Source organism: Cohnella hashimotonis (assembly GCF_030014955.1).
Lineage (GTDB): Bacteria > Bacillota > Bacilli > Paenibacillales > Paenibacillaceae > Cohnella > Cohnella hashimotonis.
In genome coordinates this window covers 7,061,126-7,081,900 of record NZ_JAGRPV010000001.1, presented here as the reverse complement: position 1 = coordinate 7,081,900, position 20,775 = coordinate 7,061,126, and the positions used below count along the sequence as shown (strand labels likewise).

Annotated in this window: 15 protein-coding genes, 2 tRNA genes, 3 rRNA genes and 1 other RNA gene; all 21 read left to right on the top strand. The window is 59.0% G+C overall.

Annotated features, from left to right (window positions below; genetic code table 11):
• Window positions 1–15 precede the first annotated feature (15 nt).
• The 21 genes from KB449_RS28230 to KB449_RS28130 all read left to right on the top strand — a co-directional run bounded on the left by KB449_RS28230 (window position 16) and on the right by KB449_RS28130 (window position 20,766).
• On the top strand, window positions 16–1,635 hold the full coding sequence (locus tag KB449_RS28230; RefSeq protein WP_282911540.1) for a DUF4127 family protein: 1,620 nt from the start codon (window positions 16–18) through the stop codon (window positions 1,633–1,635).
• A gap of 193 nt (window positions 1,636–1,828) precedes the next feature.
• A complete protein-coding gene (locus KB449_RS28225) occupies window positions 1,829–3,211 on the top strand; it encodes an ABC transporter substrate-binding protein (protein WP_282911539.1) in 1,383 nt (460 codons plus the stop codon).
• A 104-nt stretch (window positions 3,212–3,315) separates the two neighbouring features.
• On the top strand, window positions 3,316–4,212 hold the full coding sequence (locus tag KB449_RS28220) for a carbohydrate ABC transporter permease (protein ID WP_282911538.1): 897 nt from the start codon (window positions 3,316–3,318) through the stop codon (window positions 4,210–4,212).
• A gap of 1 nt (window position 4,213) precedes the next feature.
• Window positions 4,214–5,044 (top strand): carbohydrate ABC transporter permease, encoded by an 831-nt coding sequence (locus KB449_RS28215; RefSeq protein WP_282911537.1) that lies wholly within the window; start codon window positions 4,214–4,216, stop codon window positions 5,042–5,044.
• Between the two features lie 43 nt (window positions 5,045–5,087).
• Window positions 5,088–5,792 (top strand): N-acetylmannosamine-6-phosphate 2-epimerase, encoded by a 705-nt coding sequence (locus KB449_RS28210; protein WP_282911536.1) that lies wholly within the window; start codon window positions 5,088–5,090, stop codon window positions 5,790–5,792.
• A gap of 60 nt (window positions 5,793–5,852) precedes the next feature.
• Window positions 5,853–6,785 carry an ROK family protein gene (locus tag KB449_RS28205; RefSeq protein ID WP_282911535.1) on the top strand — a complete coding sequence of 311 codons (933 nt, stop codon included), beginning with the start codon at window positions 5,853–5,855 and terminating at the stop codon, window positions 6,783–6,785.
• A gap of 327 nt (window positions 6,786–7,112) precedes the next feature.
• Window positions 7,113–9,335 (top strand): DUF4434 domain-containing protein, encoded by a 2,223-nt coding sequence (locus KB449_RS28200; RefSeq protein ID WP_282911534.1) that lies wholly within the window; start codon window positions 7,113–7,115, stop codon window positions 9,333–9,335.
• Window positions 9,336–9,467: 132 nt separating this feature from the next.
• Window positions 9,468–9,665, top strand: a complete 198-nt coding sequence (gene rpmE, locus KB449_RS28195; RefSeq protein ID WP_090117667.1) for a 50S ribosomal protein L31 — start codon at window positions 9,468–9,470, stop codon at window positions 9,663–9,665.
• Window positions 9,666–9,738: 73 nt separating this feature from the next.
• On the top strand, window positions 9,739–10,158 hold the full coding sequence (locus KB449_RS28190) for a hypothetical protein (protein ID WP_282911533.1): 420 nt from the start codon (window positions 9,739–9,741) through the stop codon (window positions 10,156–10,158).
• A 135-nt stretch (window positions 10,159–10,293) separates the two neighbouring features.
• Window positions 10,294–10,557, top strand: an RNA gene (ffs, locus tag KB449_RS28185) — signal recognition particle sRNA large type.
• Window positions 10,558–10,714: 157 nt separating this feature from the next.
• The gene (locus tag KB449_RS28180) at window positions 10,715–11,896 is read left to right on the top strand and encodes a two-component system sensor histidine kinase NtrB (protein WP_282911532.1); all 1,182 of its coding nucleotides are present in this window, start codon (window positions 10,715–10,717) and stop codon (window positions 11,894–11,896) included.
• 37 nt (window positions 11,897–11,933) lie between these two features.
• Window positions 11,934–13,739: a DNA polymerase III subunit gamma/tau gene (dnaX, locus tag KB449_RS28175; RefSeq protein ID WP_282911531.1), complete on the top strand. Its 1,806-nt coding sequence runs from the start codon at window positions 11,934–11,936 to the stop codon at window positions 13,737–13,739.
• Between the two features lie 13 nt (window positions 13,740–13,752).
• On the top strand, window positions 13,753–14,064 hold the full coding sequence (locus KB449_RS28170) for a YbaB/EbfC family nucleoid-associated protein (RefSeq protein ID WP_282911530.1): 312 nt from the start codon (window positions 13,753–13,755) through the stop codon (window positions 14,062–14,064).
• A gap of 15 nt (window positions 14,065–14,079) precedes the next feature.
• Window positions 14,080–14,679, top strand: coding sequence for a recombination mediator RecR (gene recR, locus KB449_RS28165; protein ID WP_282911529.1), 600 nt, complete (start codon window positions 14,080–14,082; stop codon window positions 14,677–14,679).
• Window positions 14,680–14,844: 165 nt separating this feature from the next.
• Window positions 14,845–15,135, top strand: a complete 291-nt coding sequence (locus KB449_RS28160; protein WP_282911528.1) for a DUF2508 family protein — start codon at window positions 14,845–14,847, stop codon at window positions 15,133–15,135.
• Entirely contained in the window at window positions 15,132–15,398 is a 267-nt protein-coding gene (locus KB449_RS28155; protein WP_282911527.1) for a pro-sigmaK processing inhibitor BofA family protein, read from the top strand. The genes KB449_RS28160 and KB449_RS28155 overlap by 4 nt, the downstream gene beginning before the upstream one ends.
• Window positions 15,399–15,713: 315 nt before the next feature.
• Window positions 15,714–17,266, top strand: a 16S ribosomal RNA gene (locus KB449_RS28150).
• A gap of 85 nt (window positions 17,267–17,351) precedes the next feature.
• A 5S ribosomal RNA gene (rrf, locus tag KB449_RS28145) occupies window positions 17,352–17,468 on the top strand.
• 58 nt (window positions 17,469–17,526) lie between these two features.
• Window positions 17,527–17,603: transfer RNA gene (locus KB449_RS28140), tRNA-Ile, on the top strand.
• A gap of 26 nt (window positions 17,604–17,629) precedes the next feature.
• Window positions 17,630–17,705, top strand: a tRNA-Ala gene (locus KB449_RS28135).
• Between the two features lie 130 nt (window positions 17,706–17,835).
• Window positions 17,836–20,766 (top strand): 23S ribosomal RNA (locus KB449_RS28130).
• Together the 16S, 23S and 5S rRNA genes with 2 tRNA genes alongside form the textbook arrangement of a ribosomal RNA operon.
• The last annotated feature ends 9 nt before the right edge of the window (window positions 20,767–20,775 follow it).

The window sequence follows — 20,775 nt, the reverse complement described above, 5'->3', positions numbered from 1 at the left end:
TGTAGGAGGATTCCTTTGACGAACGTCCTCTATCTGCCGCTAGACGAGAGACCGTGCAACTACCGCTATCCGCTGGCATTGGCGGAGATGACCGATCTGACGGTTACAGCTCCGGCTGCCTCGCTGCTCGGACGCAAAAAGACGCCGGGGGACGTCCCCGCGATCGCCCGTTGGCTCGCCGACCATGCGAGACATGCGGATCAAGCCATTATTTCCGTCGATATGCTCGTATACGGCGGGATCGTCCCCTCGAGACTCCATCATCTCTCCCTCGATATCTGCCTCGCGCGGCTCGATGCGCTGCGCGAGCTCAAACGGGCGAAGCCCGACCTCCGCCTCTATGCCTTTAACCTGATAACGCGCGCGCCTGCCTACTCCAGCAGCGAAGAAGAGCCCGATTATTATGCCGAGTACGGCAGCGAGCTTTGCCGCATCGGCAAGCTGACGGATATGCTGGACCGCGAAGCGACTCCCGCGGCCGGCTTCCATTCGGCCAGCCCGGCCTCAACCCCTGTCCCTTCTGCCGAAGACGAGCTCCTCAAGGATCTGGCGAATCTGCGTGCCGTCGTGCCGGCTGAGGTCCAGGATGACTTCCTTAACCGCCGACGTATCAATCACGCTGTTAACGTCCGTACGATTGAGCTCGCCGCGGAGGGGATCATCGATTTTCTGATCATCCCGCTCGACGACAATGCCGAATACGGCCACACCTCCGTAGATCAGCGCCGAATTGCCGCGCTCGTAGACCGGCTGTCTTTGGCCGCCAAGGTTCACGTTTATCCGGGCGCCGACGAGATCGGCTGCACGCTGTTCGCGCGGCTGTTTTGCGAGACCAAGTCGTATACGCCGTTGTTCCGTATCCGATATTCCTCCACAAAAGGGCCGTTCTGCATTCCGAAGTACGAGGATCGCAGTTTGGCCGAGAGCATCAAGTCGCATCTCACCGCGGCTCGCGCGGTCATCGCGGACTCGGTGGAGCCGGCCGATATTCATTTGATGGTGCATTCGCCGGCCGTGTCCGGCACGGAAGCCGCGGAGACGATGGACCCGCCTGAGCGCCGCCATCGCACCTATGCGTCGGAGATTCACATCCGCGAGTTCGCGGAAGCGATTCGGCACCATCTGAGCCGGGGACGGCTCGTCGCGCTGGCGGATGTCGCGCTGTCCAACGGAGGAGACCAGTCGCTTATGCGTCTCTTAGGGCAAGAGGGTCTGCTCGAGGGTATCACCGCTTATGCGGCTTGGAATACGTCCGGCAATGCGCTGGGCACGGTCATCTCGCACGCGATCATCGAATCGTATTACAGAGACCGGCCCGAGGAAAGCGACGAAGCGAGGCGGGACCGCAGCCGTCTGTACTACGCGTATCGTCTTCTCGAGGATTGGGGCTATCAATCTGTGGTGCGAGAGGATGTCTGTCGTGAGGAGCTTCCGGGACTGGATGCCGAATATTTTCGAATTTCACATGTCCAGCCCCGGATTGAAGCGTCTATCGTCCGCAGATTGGAGCAATTCTCCAAAACGTATATGCCATTCTTCGGCGTACTCTCGATCAGCGACCTGACGCTGCCTTGGAACCGCATGTTCGAAGTCGGGTTCCGAGTGGAGCGAACCTCCGAAAAGGACCCGGCCTAAAGGCTGCCCGCGCGCCGTCTCGCGCGTCTCTGGCATCGTTCCACAAAGAGAAACGGGTACCTTTCTAAATAAAAGGAGTATACCTCCAAAAATATTAAATAAAAAGAAATAATTCTTTACATGTTCATCCAATCGCCCCTATAATAAAAGCGAGCTCATCGAATCTCTACCTTAATGAGGGGTGGCATGCGACATGGAAAAAAGAAAGATAGCGGCGGTACTCGCCGCGGCGACGCTAGCTGCGACGGTATCGGCATGCGGGAACGACAAGGACAACGGCAACGCGAGCCCTTCGGCTTCGGCCGGCGCATCATCAGGTTCGTCCGCTTCGGCGTCCGCAACCGCAACCGCAACCGCAACCGCATCGGCTTCGGCCAAACCCGCCAAGGATAAGACGCCCGTCAGCTTCTGGTACCTGTGGGGCGGCGCCGAAGGCGAGAACGTCGAGAAGCTGATCGCCGAGTTCAACGCGAGCCAGGACCTTTACGAGGTCAAAGGCCTCTCCGTGCCGGACGTCCAGAAGGTCGTCGTGGGCATCTCCAGCGGAGACGGCCCGGACATTACGGACAACTTCAGCAACAATACGGCGTCCTACGCCGAGAAGGGCATGCTCGAGCCGCTCGACGAATACATCAAAAAGGATAATTACGACCTCTCCGATTTCGTGCCCGCCGCGCTAGAGGGCGGCAAGTACGACGGCAAGCAGTACGCGCTGCCGATCAACGTGAACTTCAACCTCCTTTTCTACAATAAAAAGCTGTTCGCCGACGCCGGCATCGCCGAGCCGCCGAAGACGGCCGACGAGCTGCTCGCGGATGCGATCAAGCTCACGAAGGTCAACGCGGACAAGACGATCGACACGCTGGGCTTCCCGGACTTCCCGCTCATTTACTACACGACGGGCATGTCGATGGCGTTCGGCGGCAGCTTCATCTCCGATGACGGCAAGACGCTGACGCCGGACAATCCGGGCACCGTCGAAGCCATCAAGCTGATGCAGGATTATCGCAATCAATTCGGCGTAGGCAATGTCGTCAAGTTCAATGCCGCAGCCAAATACATGGACGCCACCGATCCGATGTTCCTTGGCAAGCAAGCGATGCGCATCGACGGCCCTTGGTTCGGCAACACGGTTAAAAATGTGCTGAAAAAAGACCTCGACTACGGCGTCGCGCCGCTGCCGGGTCCGGCCGGCCACCCCGAGCTCGCGGGCGGCGGAGAAGTCAGCTCGTCGACGTTCTTCATCCCGAGCAACGCGAAAAACAAAGACGGCGCATGGGCGTTCATGAGCTGGCTGATGTCGAAGGAAGGCATGACCAAGTTCAACAGCATGTTCGCCAACCTGCCGGCACGGACTTCGGTGTACGACGATCCGGCCCTGCAGAGCATTCCCGACTTCAAGGCATTCGCCGACGCGGCCAAGAGTCCGAACCTCAAAGCGTTTCCGGTATTTTCCGGACAGACCGAATACGGCAAGCTGATCAACGACGAGTTCGAGCTCGCCGTCGGCGGCAAGCAAACCGCCGAAGAGGCCGTCAAGCACATGAAGGACAAATCCGCAGGACTGCTCAAATAAGAGGCTCTCGCATCATCCAACGATAGCCGGCTCGGTCAGAGCCGCTGCGCTCCGCAGCAAGAAGCGCAGCGGTTCGTCCGGCGCCAAGCAATGGGGGTTCTGCCATGAACAAGAACAACTTGACGGGCTTCGTCTTCGCCAGCCCCTGGATCATCGGCTTTCTGGCCTTCACGCTGTATCCGCTGTGCGCCTCCTTGTACTACGGCTTCACGGATTTCAACGTGTTCCAATCTCCGCGTTTTGTCGGCCTGGACAATTACAGGGACCTGATGGGAGACGACCTGTTCTGGAAAAGCATTCGCAACACGCTGTACCTGACGGTCATCAGCACGCCGGTCAACCTGCTCTTCGCGCTGCTAACCGCTATGCTGCTCAATACGCGGATTCGCGGTCTCTCCGTCTATCGAACCGTTTATTATATTCCGACGATCATTCCGCTGGCGGCCACGTCGCTCTTATGGATGTGGATCATGAACGGGCAGTACGGCCTGCTGAACAAGCTGCTGGGATGGTTGGGCCTGCCGCAGCCGGGCTGGTTCTCCGATCCCGCCTACAGCAAGATGTCCCTGATCCTCATGGGATTGTGGGGCGTCGGCAATATCATCATCATCTTCCTGGCTTCGCTGCAGGAGGTGCCGCAGTCGCTCTACGAATCGGCCTCCATCGACGGCGCGGGTGGGTTCCGCAAGTTTAGGCATATCACCATCCACTGGATCTCGCCCATTATTTTGTTCCAGCTCATCATGCAGGTGATCAACAATTTGCAATATTTCACCCAGGCCTACTTCGTCATCTCCAGCAGCAATTTGAACCAGGTCAGCGGCGGGCCGGAAAACTCGCTGCTCATGTACGCCGTCTACCTGTACCAGAACGCGTTTATTTATTTCAAGATGGGCAAGGCGTCGGCAATGGCATGGATTCTGTTCGTCATGGCGGGCATTCTCACCTGGATCATCTTCAAGTCGTCCAAGCGTTGGGTGACTTACGGGGGAGGAGACTGACATGAAGACGCGCTTGCTTCGACAAAAAACGGCGACCCATGCCATCCTGATCGCGCTCGGACTTTCCTTCGTCGCGCCGTTTCTATGGATGCTGCTCACCTCGATCAAGTCGCTCGAAGAGATTACTTCGCTGCCAGTCACCATCTGGCCCGAAGTCTTTCGCTGGCGGAATTACGCGGACGTGTTCGACGTCATTCCGTTTACACGCTACTTCTGGAATACGCTGCTCATCACCGGGCTGAGCGTGATCGGGCAGCTCATCTCCGCGCCGCTCGTCGCGTACGCGATCACGAAAATCGAATGGTTCGGCGCGAAGTGGATTTTTCCAATCGTCATCGGCACGATGCTGCTGCCTTACCAAGTGACGATGATTCCGGTCTACCTGATCTTTCAGAAGCTGCATCTGACCGGCAGCATTTGGCCGCTCGTCATTCCGACTTTTACGGCGGCGCCGCTTTACATTTTCCTGCTCCGCCAGTTTTTCATGGGGCTGCCGACGTCGCTCATCCATGCCGCCAAGATCGACGGCGCGAACGACTACCGGATCTATTGGTCGGTCGTCCTGCCGCTGACGAGACCTGCGCTCGCTTCGGTCGCCATTTTCACTTTTCTGTATACCTGGTCGGACTTCATGGGACCGCTGCTTTATATCAACAAGGCCAAGCAGTACACGCTGACGCTGGGCCTGCAAGCCTTCCTCGCCGAGCATTATACGGAATGGGGATTGCTGATGGCCGCATCCGCGCTGTTCACGCTGCCGATCGTCGTCGTCTTTTTCTTCGCCCAAAAGCAATTCGTAGAAGGTATCTCCCTGACGGGGATCAAAGGCTGACCGGATCGGAAAGTCCGGATCAAGCAATCGCGAGGTGTCAGCCATGAACGACAACGCTATTCTTGCTTCCCTGCGGGGAGGACTCATCGTATCCTGCCAGGCGTACGCCGGAGAGGTGCTGTTCGGCGCCGACGTGATGTCGCGCATGGCCCTCGCGGCCAAGGAGGGCGGCGCCGTCGGCATCCGCGCCAACTCGCCGCAGGACATCGCCGAGATCAAGGCGCGGACGGCGCTGCCCGTCATCGGCATCTGGAAGGAGCGATACGCCGATTCTTCTATTTATATTACGCCGACGATGCGCGAGATCGCGGCGGTCTGCGACGCGGGTTCGGACATCGTCGCGATCGATGCGACGGATCGCCCGAGGCCCGGCGGCGCGCAGCTGCCGGACCTCATCGCCGAGACACGCTCGCGCTATCCGGGCGTGCTTCTCATGGCCGACGTGTCCACGGTCAAGGAGGGACTTGAAGCCGAGCGCCTCGGCTTCGACATCGTCTCGACGACGCTGTCGGGCTACACGCCTTACAGTCCGGTTAACGACGGGCCGGATCTTGCGCTAGTCGGCGAGCTCGCCAAGGCGCTGCGGCTTCCCGTATTCGCCGAGGGCCGCATCTCGACGCCGGACCAGGCGGCGGCTTGCCTGCGAAGCGGCGCGTACGCCGTCGTCGTCGGCAGCGCCATTACGCGGCCGGAGCTCATCACCAAGCGGTTCGTGGACAGGATCGTCCGCTCCGCGATATCGGGCTGAGCGGCTGCCGGCCGGTTGCGCTTCCCTGGACTATCGCATATTGAAGGAGGAGATCCGCGCATGCAAGCGGCGCTTGGCATCGATATCGGCGGGACGCATATCAAGTCTGGCGTTGTGACGGCGGACGGACAGGTGTTGGCCAGCCGCACCGTGCCGACGGACGCCGGCGCGGGCGGAGAAGCGGTCCTCGCCAAGCTGCTCCCGCTCGTGGAGGAAGCGGCCGCGCTCTGCGCCCAAGCCGGTGCGTCGCTTGGCGGCATCGGCGTCGGCACGGCCGGGCAGGTGAACAAGCGGACAGGCCGCATCGCCGGCGCCACGGGCAACCTGCCGGGCTGGGCGGGCGTCCCCCTGATCGAACGGCTGGGCGAAGCGAGCGGCGGTATGCCGGTCGCGGTCGACAACGACGTGAACATGATCGCGCTCGGCGAGAGCTGGCTCGGCGTCGGCGCGAAGTACGGCGACTTCTTGTGCGTCGCGCTCGGCACGGGCATCGGCGGCTGCCGGATCAAGGACGGCGCGGCCGATCTTGGCCGGGACGGCTATGCAGGCGAGCTTGGCCATATGATCGTGCAGATGGAGGGGCTCCATTGCACCTGCGGCGGCCGGGGCTGCTGGGAGCAGTATGCTTCGGTGACCGCGCTGATCCGGCTTGCGCGCGAGCGGGGCCTCCCCGCGGAGCAGACGCAGCCGATCGCGCTGTTCGAGGCCGCCGGGCGCGGCGATCCCGCCGCTTCGGCCGTCCTGGACGCGTACGCGGAGCGGCTGTCCGTCGGTCTTGCAGGCTTGATTCATATCTTCAATCCGCAGGCCATCGTCATCGGCGGCGCCGTCTCCGCGCAGGGCGAAGCGCTGCTGAACCGGATCCGCGCGCGTACCGAGGCCAAGATCATGCCCGTCTTTCGCGGACCGGGCGGGGTCGACATCGTCGCCGCGGGACTCGGCGATCGCGCAGGATTCATCGGCGCGGCCAGACGAATGCTGACCGACATTTGAGGCTAGCTACGCGGCTTGGTCGACAGTCGTGCGGCTAGCCAGGCAATCCGGTATTTAGCACTTTCCATAACATCCATGATTCCCCGCAAAAGTTGCTGTACGGCTTCAAAGCCAAGCATGCTTTTGCGGGGTTATTTTGTGATGCCCGAAAAGGGGGTGAGGCGGGGGGCGGCCGGCTCTGCGGATCGCGCTGCCGTGCCGGCGCAGGCAGTCGGAAGACGGAAGGTGGAAGACGGAAGGTGGAAGACGGAAGGTGGAAGTCGGAAGTCGGAAGTCGGAAGTCGGAAGTCCGAAGTTGGCAAGGCATCTATTAAAGGAGGCTTTAAGATGATGATTAAACGTCTCGCGCATGTCTCGCTTTGCGCCGGCATGCTTGCGGCAGCCGGTCTGGGCGCCCTCGGCGCCCCCTCCGCGGCGAACGCGGCAAGCCCCAATCTGCTCGCGGGCAAGTCTTATACCGCTTCAAGCGCGGCCAATTCATCGTATCCCGATAGCGGCGCGGAGTTGACGGACGGCATCTATGCGGCGCCCCTGCTCGCCAGCGCCGGATGGCAGGGCCGGCTTGGCGTTACGGGCGCTACGACGTACAGCTTTACAACGGATCTGGGCACCGCCAGAACGTTTCAAAGCTTTAAGACGGACTTCTTCAAATATACGGGCGGCGGCGTAGAGACGCCGGTGCAGGTCGCCTACGAGTATTCGAACGACAATTTGGCCTATTCGACGGCTTGTTCCGTAAACCAACAGGGGACCGGCGTCGATATCGTATCGGTACCCTATTCTTGCGGCGCCGCTTCGCCGATTTCGGCGAGATACGTGAGGGCGACGGTCACGGGCGCGGTCGGCAAGTGGTCGTTTATCGACGAATGGGAGGTCAACAAACCAGCCGGCGCTGCGGCGCCGCTGCTCTCCGGCTCCTTTCTGCAGCCGGATCTGGGCGACGCGTGGACGAGCGCGCAGTGGACGACCGAGTTCCAGCGGATGGAGGAGGTCGGCATCGATCATCTGTTCCTTCAGTGGTCGGCCAACAGCAAGTCGCATACCGCGGTCTATCCGACGGGAGTGAGCGGCTACGCGCAGAACACGTCGACCGATGTCGTCGCCAAGACGCTCGCGATGGGCAACCAGTTCGGCGTGGACATTTACATGGGATTGCAGCTGAACGAAGACTGGTTCGTTAACTACACGAATAATGCCACATGGTTGAATAACGAAGCAGCCGTCGCGCAGTCGCTTGCGCAGGACCTGTGGACGAAATACGGATCGAATCCATCCTTCAAAGGGTGGTATCTCAGCTTCGAGGTAGACAATTGGAACCTCCCGACGTCGACGGAATGGGCGAAGATGGCGACCTTTTACGATACGGTCATCGATGCGCTCAAGACGCTGACCCCGAGCCTGCCTGTCATTGTATCGCCCTTCTATAATACGGCGGGCGGCTTGACGACTTCCGGCTGGCAGACGATGTGGGAGTACATTCTGTCCAACGCCGCCATCGACGTCATCGCGCTCCAGGACGGCATCGGCGCTGGCCATGCCACGACCGCGCAGCTCGCCGCCTGGTTCTCCGCCACCAAAGCGGCCATAACTAACGCGCGGCCCGCGACCGCGCTTTGGGACGACGCGGAGACGTTCAACCTGGACTTCAAGCCGATGGATATCAAGCTGCTGAAGGACGACTTGGCGGCCGTACAGCCTTACGTGTCGAAGTACACCAGTTTCAGCTTCAACCATTACATCAGTCCGCAGCAGGTCAATCCGCTTTATTTCACCACATACAAAAGCTACTTCCAGACGGGAGCGGTAGACGCTTCTTCGCCTACGGCGCCGAGCGGGCTAACGGCGACCTCGCCGAATTCGATGACCGTGCAGTTGAACTGGACCGCATCGACGGACAACACGGGCGTCGTCGGGTACAAGATTTATCGGAATAGCGAATTGGTATACACCGCCTATACGAATGCGACCAGTTTTACGGACGGTCAACTGGCGCCTTCCACTGCCTACAGCTACGCCATCCGTTCGTTCGACGCCGCCGGCAACGAATCCGCCTCCTCGCCGACCGTCTCCGCGACCACGGCGGCGGGCACCGTCTATGCGACGAACCTCGCCGCAGGCCAATCCTATTCGGCCTCGACGACCGCGGATGCGAGCTATCCGGATACGGGCGCAGCCGAGCTGACGAACGGCGCGTTCGGAACGGCGACGTATACGGACGCCGCCTGGCAAGGGCGCAATACCGCGTCGGCTTATTCGTTTACGATCGACCTGGGATCCAGCAAGACGATCAAGGAAATATATGCGGACTTTCTTCAAGTCAAATCCGTATACGTGCTCTTGCCTGCCTCCGTCACGTTCTCGGTGTCCTCGACGGGCGCTTCCTATACGCCGATCGGCACGGTCGCGAAGCCGGCGGTCGGCAGCGCCGATCAGACCAAGAAGTACCGGCTTACCGATCTCTCGGGGGTTTCGGGCCGCTACGTCAAGGTCGAGGTGACGCCCGCGAGCAGCGCGTGGACGTTCATCGACGAAGTCCAGGTGCGAAATTAAGTTTTCGGTTCGGAGAAATGCATCGCAGCGTGCTGCGTATTGCGACGCGAGTACGGTCGTGCTATAATGTTCGGGTATGTCCATTAACTCTGGAGCCGCATGCGTTCCAGGGCAGAAGAGGTGAATTCTAAGATGAAAGAAGCCATCCACCCGAAGTACTCCGTCACGACGGCTACGTGCGCTTGCGGCAACACGTTTGAGACCGGCTCGGTTCGCCCGAACATCAAGGTCGAAATTTGCTCCGCGTGCCATCCGTTCTTCACCGGCAAGCAGAAGTTCCTGGACGCCGGCGGCCGGATCGACAAGTTCAAGAAGAAGTACGGCATCTAATCGACGCCGTATCATCACGAATAGAGCGCAGCCTCCCTCCGCATCCTAACGGATACGAAGGGAGGTTTTTTTCATGCTTAAGCCAACGGGATTCCGCCTTAATATGCTGCTGGCTGCCGCACTTCTCGCGGCCTCGCTGCCGATCGCCGGCTGCGGCGTTTCCGGCGGTTCCAACAGCAGCTCCATCAAGCAGCAAAGCTATGCGGACGATGGGCTGCTCGGACGGACAAGCAGTTACCCGCGCATTCCGGGGCGCCATATGGCGCTCAATTACGACAACGACTACAAGATGATGTCGACGACGATCAAAAACCTAAACGGCGTCGCAGGTTCGCAGGTCACCTTCAACGGCGCCGACGCCTACGTGACCGTGAAGCTGAAGCCGGGGCTTGACGCCAAGCAGCGGCAGACGGTGGAGAGCCAAGCGACGACCGTGCTCCGTTTCAATTTCCCGAGATACAACGTTCACGTGAGTACTGTCGGCGGCCGCTGACAGCGGCGTAAGGCGGCGCCCGGCGGGCGGGCGATCGCGCTGATCGTCGGGCGCCGATGACAGGGAACGATTCCCGTGCGGGGATATGCGGGACTTAGTTGCACCTGGCGACGATATTCGTTATACTAGGTCATGCCGTGCTAGATGGGGAGGTAGCGGTGCCCTGTCACTCGCAATCCGCTATAGCGAGATCGAATTCCTGTTTGAGGTCATGCCACGCAGTTCCGGCTTCGTCCCGGCGCGTTGATCGCAGGGTCCTTCGCGAGGGACGCCCATGAACCCGGTCAGGTCCGGAAGGAAGCAGCCGTAAGTGGTCACGTTCTTGTGCTGAAGGGTAGCCCTTCGGGAGCGTACGAACGAAGTACGGCTGGATGGCATCGATCGAGGGCAGGTGCACGGTCCTTCATTCGATGTTGATTTTCATTTCACAATATCAACACACCTCAGCGTAGACAGAGCTGCGCTGAGGTGTGTTTTTTTATTTTCTGCGTAAGCGTATTCCAACGCGAGAGGGCGGGCGGCGCGAGCGGTCAAGGTGTCAGAGTGGAGGGGAATCATGGGGGACAAGAGGCAGCAGCAAGGGGCATTGAGGGCGGTCGCGCAGTGGCGGGGGGATTCCCGTGCGCGCCGGGATCACTTCATACGATTGTTCGCGAACCGGATGCTGGCCGACGAATGGATGGGCGTATTGCTCGTCGACGCAGATTTTCGGATCGTCGAGGCGAATCCGATGGCAGGCGACATCTTCGGCGGAGACCGGTCTGCGTGGGCCGGGCAGCCGGCGGACGTTTGGGCCGAGACGCTGGGGCTGCCGCTTCCCTTCGGCCGATCTCTTCTTCAGGGAGAAGCGTTTCGCAACCGCAAGCTGGCATGGACCAAAGACGGCGTATCCCGGGAAGTCGTCGTCGACGGGGACGTGCTTGTCTCCGGCGGAGAGGTGATCGGCGGCTATCTGCTTTTTCACGATGTCACGCCCTGGATGATGCTCGAGGAGCAGGTGCGGCGTTCCGACCGGCTTAAGATGATCGGACAGGTGGCTGCGGGGACCGCGCACGAGATTCGCAATCCGTTGACGGCAATCAAGGGCTTCGTTCAATTGATGAAAAAATCCTTCGACGAGCGGCAAATGACCAAGGAGCAGGAGTATGCGCATATCGTGCTTTCCGAGCTGGATCGCGTGCAGGACCTGGTAGGCGAATTTTTACTGCTCAGCAAGTCGAAGGAGACCAAGCTGTCTTCCATGCGTCTCGGCTATGTGATGCGCGAGATGATGCCGATGCTTCGTAACGAGGCCACCCTTCACGACATCGTCCTATTGTACGAGACCAAGCCCGATCTGCCGCCCGTTTTCGCGGACAAGGAGATGCTCAAGCAGGTCATTCTGAATTTGGGCAAAAATGCGATCGAGGCCATGGGAAAAGGCGGTCGTCTGCTCATTCGCGAGCGTCATGGCAGCCCTTCGATTCCCGGCTTCGTAGCTATAGAGGTTAGCGACTCGGGCCCTGGCATACCTAAAGCTGCGCTAGACCGCATCTTCGACCCCTTTTATACGACAAAAGAAAACGGGACGGGGCTCGGACTGTCCATTTGCCAACGGATCGTTCACGATTTGGGCGGGAGGATCCAAGTTTCCTCCTCGGAGTCCGGTACGGTGTTCACCGTTCTGATCCCTTGCGTCGCTTCGGGCACCAACGGACATGCAGCCGGCGGTGGAGCGATTCCCCTCGATGATGTATAATAAATAGCAATCACACCACAGGCAGGAGCGACTTGGAATGGCCCATATGGCATTGTACCGTGCCTGGCGTCCCCAGACGTTCAAGGACATGGTCGGGCAGCAACATATCGTCCAGACGCTGCAGAACGCCATCCGGGAAGACCGGCTGTCTCATGCTTATCTTTTCAGCGGTCCGAGGGGAACCGGCAAGACGACGGCGGCCAAGGTTCTGGCCAAGGCCGTCAACTGCGAGCGCGGCCCTGCGACGGAGCCTTGCAACGAATGCGATGCCTGCCGCCGGATCACGTCCGGCGCGGTGATGGACGTCGTCGAGATCGATGCCGCCTCCAACCGGGGCGTCGAGGAGATTCGCGACATCCGCGACAAGGTCAAGTACGCGCCGACCGAGGTTCGGCGCAAAGTGTATATTATCGACGAAGTGCACATGCTGACGACAGAGGCGTTTAACGCCCTGCTCAAGACGCTGGAGGAGCCGCCGGCGCACGTGATGTTCATCCTGGCGACGACCGAATCGCATCGGCTGCCGGCGACGATCATCTCGCGGTGCCAGCGCTTCGAATTCCGCCGCGTGCCGTTATCGGAGCAGGTCGAGCGACTGCGCGAGATTTGCGGCGAGGAAGGCATCTCGGCCGATCCGGATGCGCTGGGCTATATCGCCAGACTGTCCGACGGCGGGATGCGCGATGCGGTGAGCCTGCTCGACCAGATCGCTTCGTTCACGGGCGGCGAGGTCACGCTTCAGGGCGCGGTCGACGCGACGGGCGGATTGCCGGCCGATCAGTTCGTGCGCATGGCGGTTGCGATCAGGGATCAGGACGCCGCCGCGGCGCTTCGCGAGATCGACGAGATGATGCAGGCCGGCAAGAGCGCGGACAAGTGCCTCGAGCAGCTCATGCATTATTTCCGCGATATGCTGCTGGCACAATTGGCTCCGGATGCCGAAGGGGCGACGGGCCGTGCAGGCGACCCGGCTGCGCTTGCGCAGGCGGCATCCGGATTCAGCAGGGAGCGGCTGTTCGCCGTCATCGACCATCTCAACCGGTATCAGACGGAGATGAAGTACGCGGCGCATCCGCAGACGATGTTCGAGATCGCGCTGCTTAAGCTTTGTTCGGACGGCGGCGCCACCGCCGTCGGCGGACAAGCGGCGGCCTCGGCGGCTCCCGCCGCAGCTGCTGGCGCGGACCTGCAGCGCCTTCAGCAGCAGGTCGCAGGCCTTGAGCGCAAGCTCGCGGAGCTGGCGCGCACAGGCGTGGCCGCCGGGGCCGCAGGCAACGGCGGTCCTGGCGACGCCGGCGGCAGTCGCGTCGGAGGCGCCGGCTCGGCTCGCAGCTCCACGGGGACTGCCGCGGGGGCGGGCGGGGCCGCCAAGGCGCCGCTTCGCGCGCGCGTCAAGGTCGATCCCTTCCTCGCGGCGAAGGGTTCGCCGGACGCGCTGCAGGCGCTCGGCAAGTGGCCCCAGGCCATGCAGCGGGTTAAGGAGGAGCGCGTGACCGTACACGCCTGGCTGGTCGACGGCGAGCCGGTGTCTTATGCGGACGATACGGTGCTCGTCGCCTTCCGCAACTCGATCCACCGCGAGACGACGGAGAAGCCTGCCAACCGACAGGTGATCGAAGGCGTGCTTAGCGCGGTGCTCGGGAGGCCTACCCAGTTGGCCACGCTCCTTCAGAAGGAATGGCAGGAGGCGCTCGCCTCCGCAGACAACTCTGGAGCCGGCAGGGAAGAACCAGAAGTGCTGCAGCTCGTACCGGACGACGGCACAGGATCGCAGAGCGAGCCGTTGATCGACGAGGCGCTTCGGCTTTTTGGAGAAGAATTGGTCGTCATTAGAGAAGACTGAGGAGGAGTATAAGATGAACAACATGAACCAAATGATGAAGCAAGTGAAAAAGATGCAGGAGCAAATGCTGAAGGCCCAAGAGGCGCTCGGCGACAAGACGATCGAAGGTACGGCCGGCGGCGGCGTCGTGACGGTATCCATGAACGGCCACAAGAAGCTGCTGAACGTAACGATCAAGCCTGAAGCAGTCGATCCCGAGGATGTCGAAATGCTGCAGGACCTGGTACTGACCGCCGTTAACGACGCCCTGACCAAGGCGGACGAGCTGGCGAACGCAGACATGGGCAAATATACGGGCGGAATGAAGATTCCGGGCTTGTTCTAAGCGAGGATCTGATTCTTGTTCTATCCCGAACCGATCGCCAAGCTGATCGATTCCTTCTCCCGACTGCCGGGCATCGGTCCCAAGACGGCGGCCCGGCTTGCGTTTCACGTGCTTCGGATGAAGGAAGAGGACACGATCGATTTTGCGAAGGCGCTGGTCAGCGTCAAGCGCAATCTGACCTATTGTTCAATATGCTGCAACATTACCGACACGGATCCCTGCCGGATTTGCTCCGACAAGACCCGCGATCCGTCCGCCATTTGCGTCGTGCAGGAGCCCAAGGATCTCGTCGCCATGGAGCGTACGCGCGAGTTTGGCGGCTATTATCACGTGCTGCACGGCGCGATCTCGCCGATGGATGGCGTAGGTCCCGATGATATTCGCATCAAGGAGCTTGTACAGCGTCTCAGCGACGAACGCGTGCAGGAGCTGATTCTGGCGACCAACGCCAACATCGAGGGAGAAGCAACAGCGATGTACCTGTCCCGGCTGGTGAAGCCTTTCGGCATCAAGGTGACGCGTATCGCGCACGGCCTCCCGGTCGGCGGAGACTTGGAGTATGCGGACGAAGTGACGCTCTCCAAGGCGCTCGAAGGGCGCCGCGAGCTTTTTTGACGCCACGATTTATCCTATGAATCTTATCCATATTTCTGCCGAAAAGCGCCGAAGGGCGCTTTTTTCTATGCCTGCCTGATTCTGAATGCCGATTCTGTGACATATAAATGGTATCGGGTTGTCCTTTGCGGGCGCTTGACCACACAGGAGAGGGAGCGGTGAGCAATGCTAAAGGGGAGACGGGAGAGGTTGGCGGCGCAGCAGCGCAAGTCCGAACGGGAGAAGCTCGTTGACGAGGTTCGTCTGGCCGAAGCGGAGTGGAGACAGGCATGCGTAAGGTTCGACGACGCGCTCGGAGCGGACCAGGTCGATTATGCCATCTATCTGCTTGAAGCGGCCGAGCAGAAGCTCGACATGACGCTTCGTCGCGCGCGCATGCACTGGCATGCGGATCAAGCTGCGCAACTGCCTGAGTTTAGCATGGAGTCTGCCGTAGTCGGAGGCGAGGGCGCGTGAAGACGGTATGGCTCATCATGCTGGTCGTCTCTGCAGCCTCCCTGCTGCTTCTTCTCTTGCGAAGGAGCGCTCCGGGAGGCTGGCTTTTGAGGTTCGGCACCCATCTGGCGTTAGCGGCTTTTGCGATCTATGCGTTGAATTTTTCGGGCTGGATCAGCGGATGGCACGTGCCTTTGAATCCGGCGACAATCGGCGCAGTAACGCTGCTTGGGCTGCCTGGCATCGCGCTTGTGCTTGGTCTGCAGCATATGCTTGTCTTATAAGGTAGAAAAAATGAAAAAACGCATTGACGAGCGATGCCTGAATGTGTTAAATTAATTTTCGCGCCTAAGAGCGGCGGCCAAGCGGTCGTCGGAAAGAAAGCAAACTTCCAGAAAATATGGGTTGCATCGGATTAGGCGAGTGTGATATATTATTCAAGTCGCCGCTGAGAGGCCGCCGAGCAAGAGGCTTCAGAGCGAAGACGAGATTGCTCCTTGAAAACTGAACATCGAGCGTTAAAACAAACGGACGCTGAAGCCTTTCGAGGCGGAAGCAAAAGTTATACCAGCAATGAAATGAGCTATATTGAACTACCCTTTATGGAGAGTTTGATCCTGGCTCAGGACGAACGCTGGCGGCGTGCCTAATACATGCAAGTCGAGCGGATCTCTGATGGAGCTTGCTCCTGATGAGGTTAGCGGCGGACGGGTGAGTAACACGTAGGCAACCTGCCCTGAAGACCGGGATAACATTCGGAAACGAATGCTAAGACCGGATAGGCAGCGAGATGGCATCATCTTGCTGAGAAACACGGTGCAAGCTGTGGCTTTGGGATGGGCCTGCGGCGCATTAGCTAGTTGGTGGGGTAACGGCTCACCAAGGCGACGATGCGTAGCCGACCTGAGAGGGTGAACGGCCACACTGGGACTGAGACACGGCCCAGACTCCTACGGGAGGCAGCAGTAGGGAATCTTCCACAATGGGCGCAAGCCTGATGGAGCAACGCCGCGTGAGTGAGGAAGGCTTTCGGGTCGTAAAGCTCTGTTGCCAGGGAAGAATAAGGATGTGTTAACTGCACATTCGATGACGGTACCTGAGAAGAAAGCCCCGGCTAACTACGTGCCAGCAGCCGCGGTAATACGTAGGGGGCAAGCGTTGTCCGGAATTATTGGGCGTAAAGCGCGCGCAGGCGGTCTTTTAAGTCTGGTGTCTAAGTGCGGGGCTCAACCCCGTGATGCACTGGAAACTGGGAGACTTGAGTGCAGAAGAGGAGAGCGGAATTCCACGTGTAGCGGTGAAATGCGTAGAGATGTGGAGGAACACCAGTGGCGAAGGCGGCTCTCTGGACTGTAACTGACGCTGAGGCGCGAAAGCGTGGGGAGCAAACAGGATTAGATACCCTGGTAGTCCACGCCGTAAACGATGAGTGCTAGGTGTTGGGGGGGTCCACCCCTCGGTGCCGAAGTTAACACATTAAGCACTCCGCCTGGGGAGTACGGTCGCAAGACTGAAACTCAAAGGAATTGACGGGGACCCGCACAAGCAGTGGAGTATGTGGTTTAATTCGAAGCAACGCGAAGAACCTTACCAGGTCTTGACATCCCTCTGACCGGTCTAGAGATAGGCCTTCCCTTCGGGGCAGAGGAGACAGGTGGTGCATGGTTGTCGTCAGCTCGTGTCGTGAGATGTTGGGTTAAGTCCCGCAACGAGCGCAACCCTTGGATTTAGTTGCCAGCACTTTGGGTGGGCACTCTAGATCGACTGCCGGTGACAAACCGGAGGAAGGCGGGGATGACGTCAAATCATCATGCCCCTTATGACCTGGGCTACACACGTACTACAATGGCCGGTACAACGGGCTGCGAAGGAGCGATCCGGAGCCAATCCTACCAAAGCCGGTCTCAGTTCGGATTGCAGGCTGCAACTCGCCTGCATGAAGTCGGAATTGCTAGTAATCGCGGATCAGCATGCCGCGGTGAATACGTTCCCGGGTCTTGTACACACCGCCCGTCACACCACGAGAGTTTACAACACCCGAAGCCGGTGGGGTAACCCGCAAGGGGGCCAGCCGTCGAAGGTGGGGTAGATGATTGGGGTGAAGTCGTAACAAGGTAGCCGTATCGGAAGGTGCGGCTGGATCACCTCCTTTCTAAGGAGCCCTTCGGGGCAATACGAAGTCCGTTGTTTTACCGCTCGAGTTCAGTTTTGAAGGAGAAATCCTTCAGCAATACCGGTTTGGTGATAATGGCGGAAGGGTTCCACGCGTACCCATCTCGAACACGACCGTTAAGCCTTCCAGCGCCGATGGTACTTGGACCGCAGGGTCCTGGGAGAGTAGGACGTCGCCAAGCCGGTCTTGATTCCTTCATCGGAATCGGGATGAAGCCAGCGAGACTGGCCATAAAATGCGGGCCTTTAGCTCAGCTGGTTAGAGCGCACCCCTGATAAGGGTGAGGTCGGTGGTTCGAGTCCACTAAGGCCCACCACCAAGCTTCAATTGAATACTTCCCATGGGGACTTAGCTCAGCTGGGAGAGCACCTGCCTTGCACGCAGGGGGTCAACGGTTCGATCCCGTTAGTCTCCACCATCTTTATTCTCCGCACAGCCTGCTGGTCAGATGGGCGGAGTGCAGAACTTGTTCTTTGAAAACCGGATAGCGAAACGAAAATGCGCAAATTAGAAATTCTCATGCAATGCCTTGTGTGGTTTAGCCGACAGGTTAAGCTATTAAGGGCGCACGGAGGATGCCTAGGCGCCAGGAGCCTAAGAAGGACGCGGCGAACAGCGAAATTGCCTCGGGGAGCCGTAAGCAGGCTTTGATCCGGGGATGTCCGAATGGGGAAACCCGGCTGGGGTCATGCCCAGTCACCTATGAGTGAATACATAGCTCATAAGGAGGCACACCCAGGGAACTGAAACATCTAAGTACCTGGAGGAGAAGAAAACAAGAGTGATTCCGTCAGTAGCGGCGAGCGAAAGCGGATTAGCCCAAACCTGAGAGCTTGCTCTCAGGGGTTGTGGGACGTCTCACATGGAGTTACAAAGGGATAGGTTAGGCGAAGAGGTCTGGAAAGGCCCGGCATAGAAGGTAAAAGCCCTGTAGCCAAAAATCTGTTCCCTCCGAGACGGATCCCGAGTACCGCGGGACACGAGAAACCCCGTGGGAATCCGGCAGGACCATCTGCCAAGGCTAAATACTCCCTGGCGACCGATAGTGAAGCAGTACCGTGAGGGAAAGGTGAAAAGCACCGCGGGAGCGGAGTGAAAAAGAACCTGAAACCGTGCGCTTACAAGAAGTCAGAGCCCGATCTAGGGGTGATGGCGTGCCTTTTGTAGAATGAACCGGCGAGTTACGTTTACGTGCGAGGTTAAGTCGGAGAGACGGAGCCGCAGCGAAAGCGAGTCTGAATAGGGCGCTTTAGTACGTAGTCGTAGACCCGAAACCGGGTGATCTACCCCTGTGCAGGGTGAAGGTGAGGTAACACTTACTGGAGGCCCGAACTCGTGAGCGTTGAAAAGCTCTGGGATGACGTGGGGGTAGGGGAGAAATTCCAATCGAACTCGGAGATAGCTGGTTCTCCCCGAAATAGCTTTAGGGCTAGCCTCGAGATTTAGCATCATGGAGGTAGAGCACTGATTGGGTGCGGGGCCCGCCAAGGGTTACCAAGTCCAGTCAAACTCCGAATGCCATGGATGTATGCTCGGGAGTCAGACGGCGAGTGCTAAGATCCGTCGTCAAGAGGGAAAGAGCCCAGATCATCAGCTAAGGTCCCCAAGTGTGTGTTAAGTGGGAAAGGATGTGGAGTTGCGAAGACAACCAGGATGTTGGCTTAGAAGCAGCCACCATTTAAAGAGTGCGTAATAGCTCACTGGTCGAGTGACTCTGCGCCGAAAATGTAACGGGGCTAAACACACCACCGAAGCTATGGCATGTACCTTTTGGTACTTGGGTAGGGGAGCGTTGAATGCGGGTTGAAGTCGGACCGAGAGGACCGGTGGACTGCATTCAAGTGAGAATGCCGGTATGAGTAACGAAAAGACAGGTGAGAATCCTGTCCGCCGAAAGCCTAAGGGTTCCTGAGGAAGGTTCGTCCGCTCAGGGTAAGTCGGGACCTAAGGCGAGGCCGAAAGGCGTAGTCGAAGGACAACAGGTTGAAATTCCTGTACCACCGTAATCCGTTACGAGCGATGGGGGGACGCAGGAGGGCAAGAACGCGAGCTGATGGAATAGCTCGTCCAAGCAGTGAGGGGTGCATGTAGGCAAATCCGCATGCTTTAACCTTGAGCTGTGATGGGGAGGGAAAATTACAGTACCGAAGGTTCCGTGCTCACGCTGCCGAGAAAAGCCTCTAGCCAGGAGAAGGTGCCCGTACCGCAAACCGACACAGGTAGGCGAGAAGAGAATTCTAAGGCGCGCGGAAGAACTCTCGTTAAGGAACTCGGCAAAATGACCCCGTAACTTCGGGAGAAGGGGTGCCTCGGTAGGGTGAATAGCCCGAGGGGGCCGCAGTGAATAGGCCCAAGCGACTGTTTAGCAAAAACACAGGTCTGTGCGAAGCCGTAAGGCGAAGTATACGGGCTGACGCCTGCCCGGTGCTGGAAGGTTAAGGGGAGCGGTTAGGGGCAACCCGAAGCTGTGAACCGAAGCCCCAGTAAACGGCGGCCGTAACTATAACGGTCCTAAGGTAGCGAAATTCCTTGTCAGGTAAATTCTGACCCGCACGAATGGCGTAACGACTTGGGCGCTGTCTCAACGAGAGATCCGGTGAAATTTTAGTACCTGTGAAGATGCAGGTTACCCGCGACGTGACGGAAAGACCCCATGGAGCTTTACTGTAGCTTGATATTGAACTTGGGTACGGTCTGTACAGGATAGGTGGGAGCCTAAGAAGTTGGAGCGCAAGCTTCAATGGAGGCGCCGTTGGGATACCACCCTGATCGTATCTAGGTTCTAACCTGTCACCGTGAATCCGGTGAAGGGACCGTGTCAGGCGGACAGTTTGACTGGGGCGGTCGCCTCCTAAAGCGTAACGGAGGCGCCCCAAGGTTCCCTCAGAATGGTTGGAAATCATTCGAAGAGTGCAAAGGCATAAGGGAGCTTGACTGCGAGACCTACAAGTCGAGCAGGGACGAAAGTCGGGCTTAGTGATCCGGTGGTACCGAATGGAAGGGCCATCGCTCAACGGATAAAAGCTACCCTGGGGATAACAGGCTTATCTCCCCCAAGAGTCCACATCGACGGGGAGGTTTGGCACCTCGATGTCGGCTCATCGCATCCTGGGGCTGAAGTAGGTCCCAAGGGTTGGGCTGTTCGCCCATTAAAGCGGTACGCGAGCTGGGTTCAGAACGTCGTGAGACAGTTCGGTCCCTATCTGTCGCGGGCGTAGGAAATTTGAGAGGGGCTGTCCTTAGTACGAGAGGACCGGGATGGACGCACCGCTGGTGTACCAGTTGTTCCGCCAGGAGCATCGCTGGGTAGCCAAGTGCGGGAGGGATAAGCGCTGAAAGCATCTAAGCGCGAAGCCCGCCTCAAGATGAGATTTCCCAGTATGTAAGACCCCTTGGAGAACACGAGGTTGATAGGCTCGGGGTGTAAGCACAGTAATGTGTGTAGCTGACGAGTACTAATCGGTCGAGGGCTTATCCTACTGTTCCTT

Bases quoted from the DNA above. Each gene is read 5' to 3' on its own strand.
- KB449_RS28215 (WP_282911537.1), top strand. From the start codon at position 4,214: ATGAAGACGCGCTTGCTTCGACAAAAAACGGCGACCCATGCCATCCTG.
- KB449_RS28190 (WP_282911533.1), top strand. From the start codon at position 9,739: ATGCTTAAGCCAACGGGATTCCGCCTTAATATGCTGCTGGCTGCCGCA.
- rpmE (WP_090117667.1), top strand. From the start codon at position 9,468: ATGAAAGAAGCCATCCACCCGAAGTACTCCGTCACGACGGCTACGTGC.
- KB449_RS28210 (WP_282911536.1), top strand. From the start codon at position 5,088: ATGAACGACAACGCTATTCTTGCTTCCCTGCGGGGAGGACTCATCGTA.
- KB449_RS28200 (WP_282911534.1), top strand. From the start codon at position 7,113: ATGATGATTAAACGTCTCGCGCATGTCTCGCTTTGCGCCGGCATGCTT.
- KB449_RS28180 (WP_282911532.1), top strand. From the start codon at position 10,715: ATGGGGGACAAGAGGCAGCAGCAAGGGGCATTGAGGGCGGTCGCGCAG.
- KB449_RS28170 (WP_282911530.1), top strand. From the start codon at position 13,753: ATGAACAACATGAACCAAATGATGAAGCAAGTGAAAAAGATGCAGGAG.
- KB449_RS28225 (WP_282911539.1), top strand. From the start codon at position 1,829: ATGGAAAAAAGAAAGATAGCGGCGGTACTCGCCGCGGCGACGCTAGCT.
- KB449_RS28205 (WP_282911535.1), top strand. From the start codon at position 5,853: ATGCAAGCGGCGCTTGGCATCGATATCGGCGGGACGCATATCAAGTCT.
- KB449_RS28160 (WP_282911528.1), top strand. From the start codon at position 14,845: ATGCTAAAGGGGAGACGGGAGAGGTTGGCGGCGCAGCAGCGCAAGTCC.
- KB449_RS28220 (WP_282911538.1), top strand. From the start codon at position 3,316: ATGAACAAGAACAACTTGACGGGCTTCGTCTTCGCCAGCCCCTGGATC.
- dnaX (WP_282911531.1), top strand. From the start codon at position 11,934: ATGGCCCATATGGCATTGTACCGTGCCTGGCGTCCCCAGACGTTCAAG.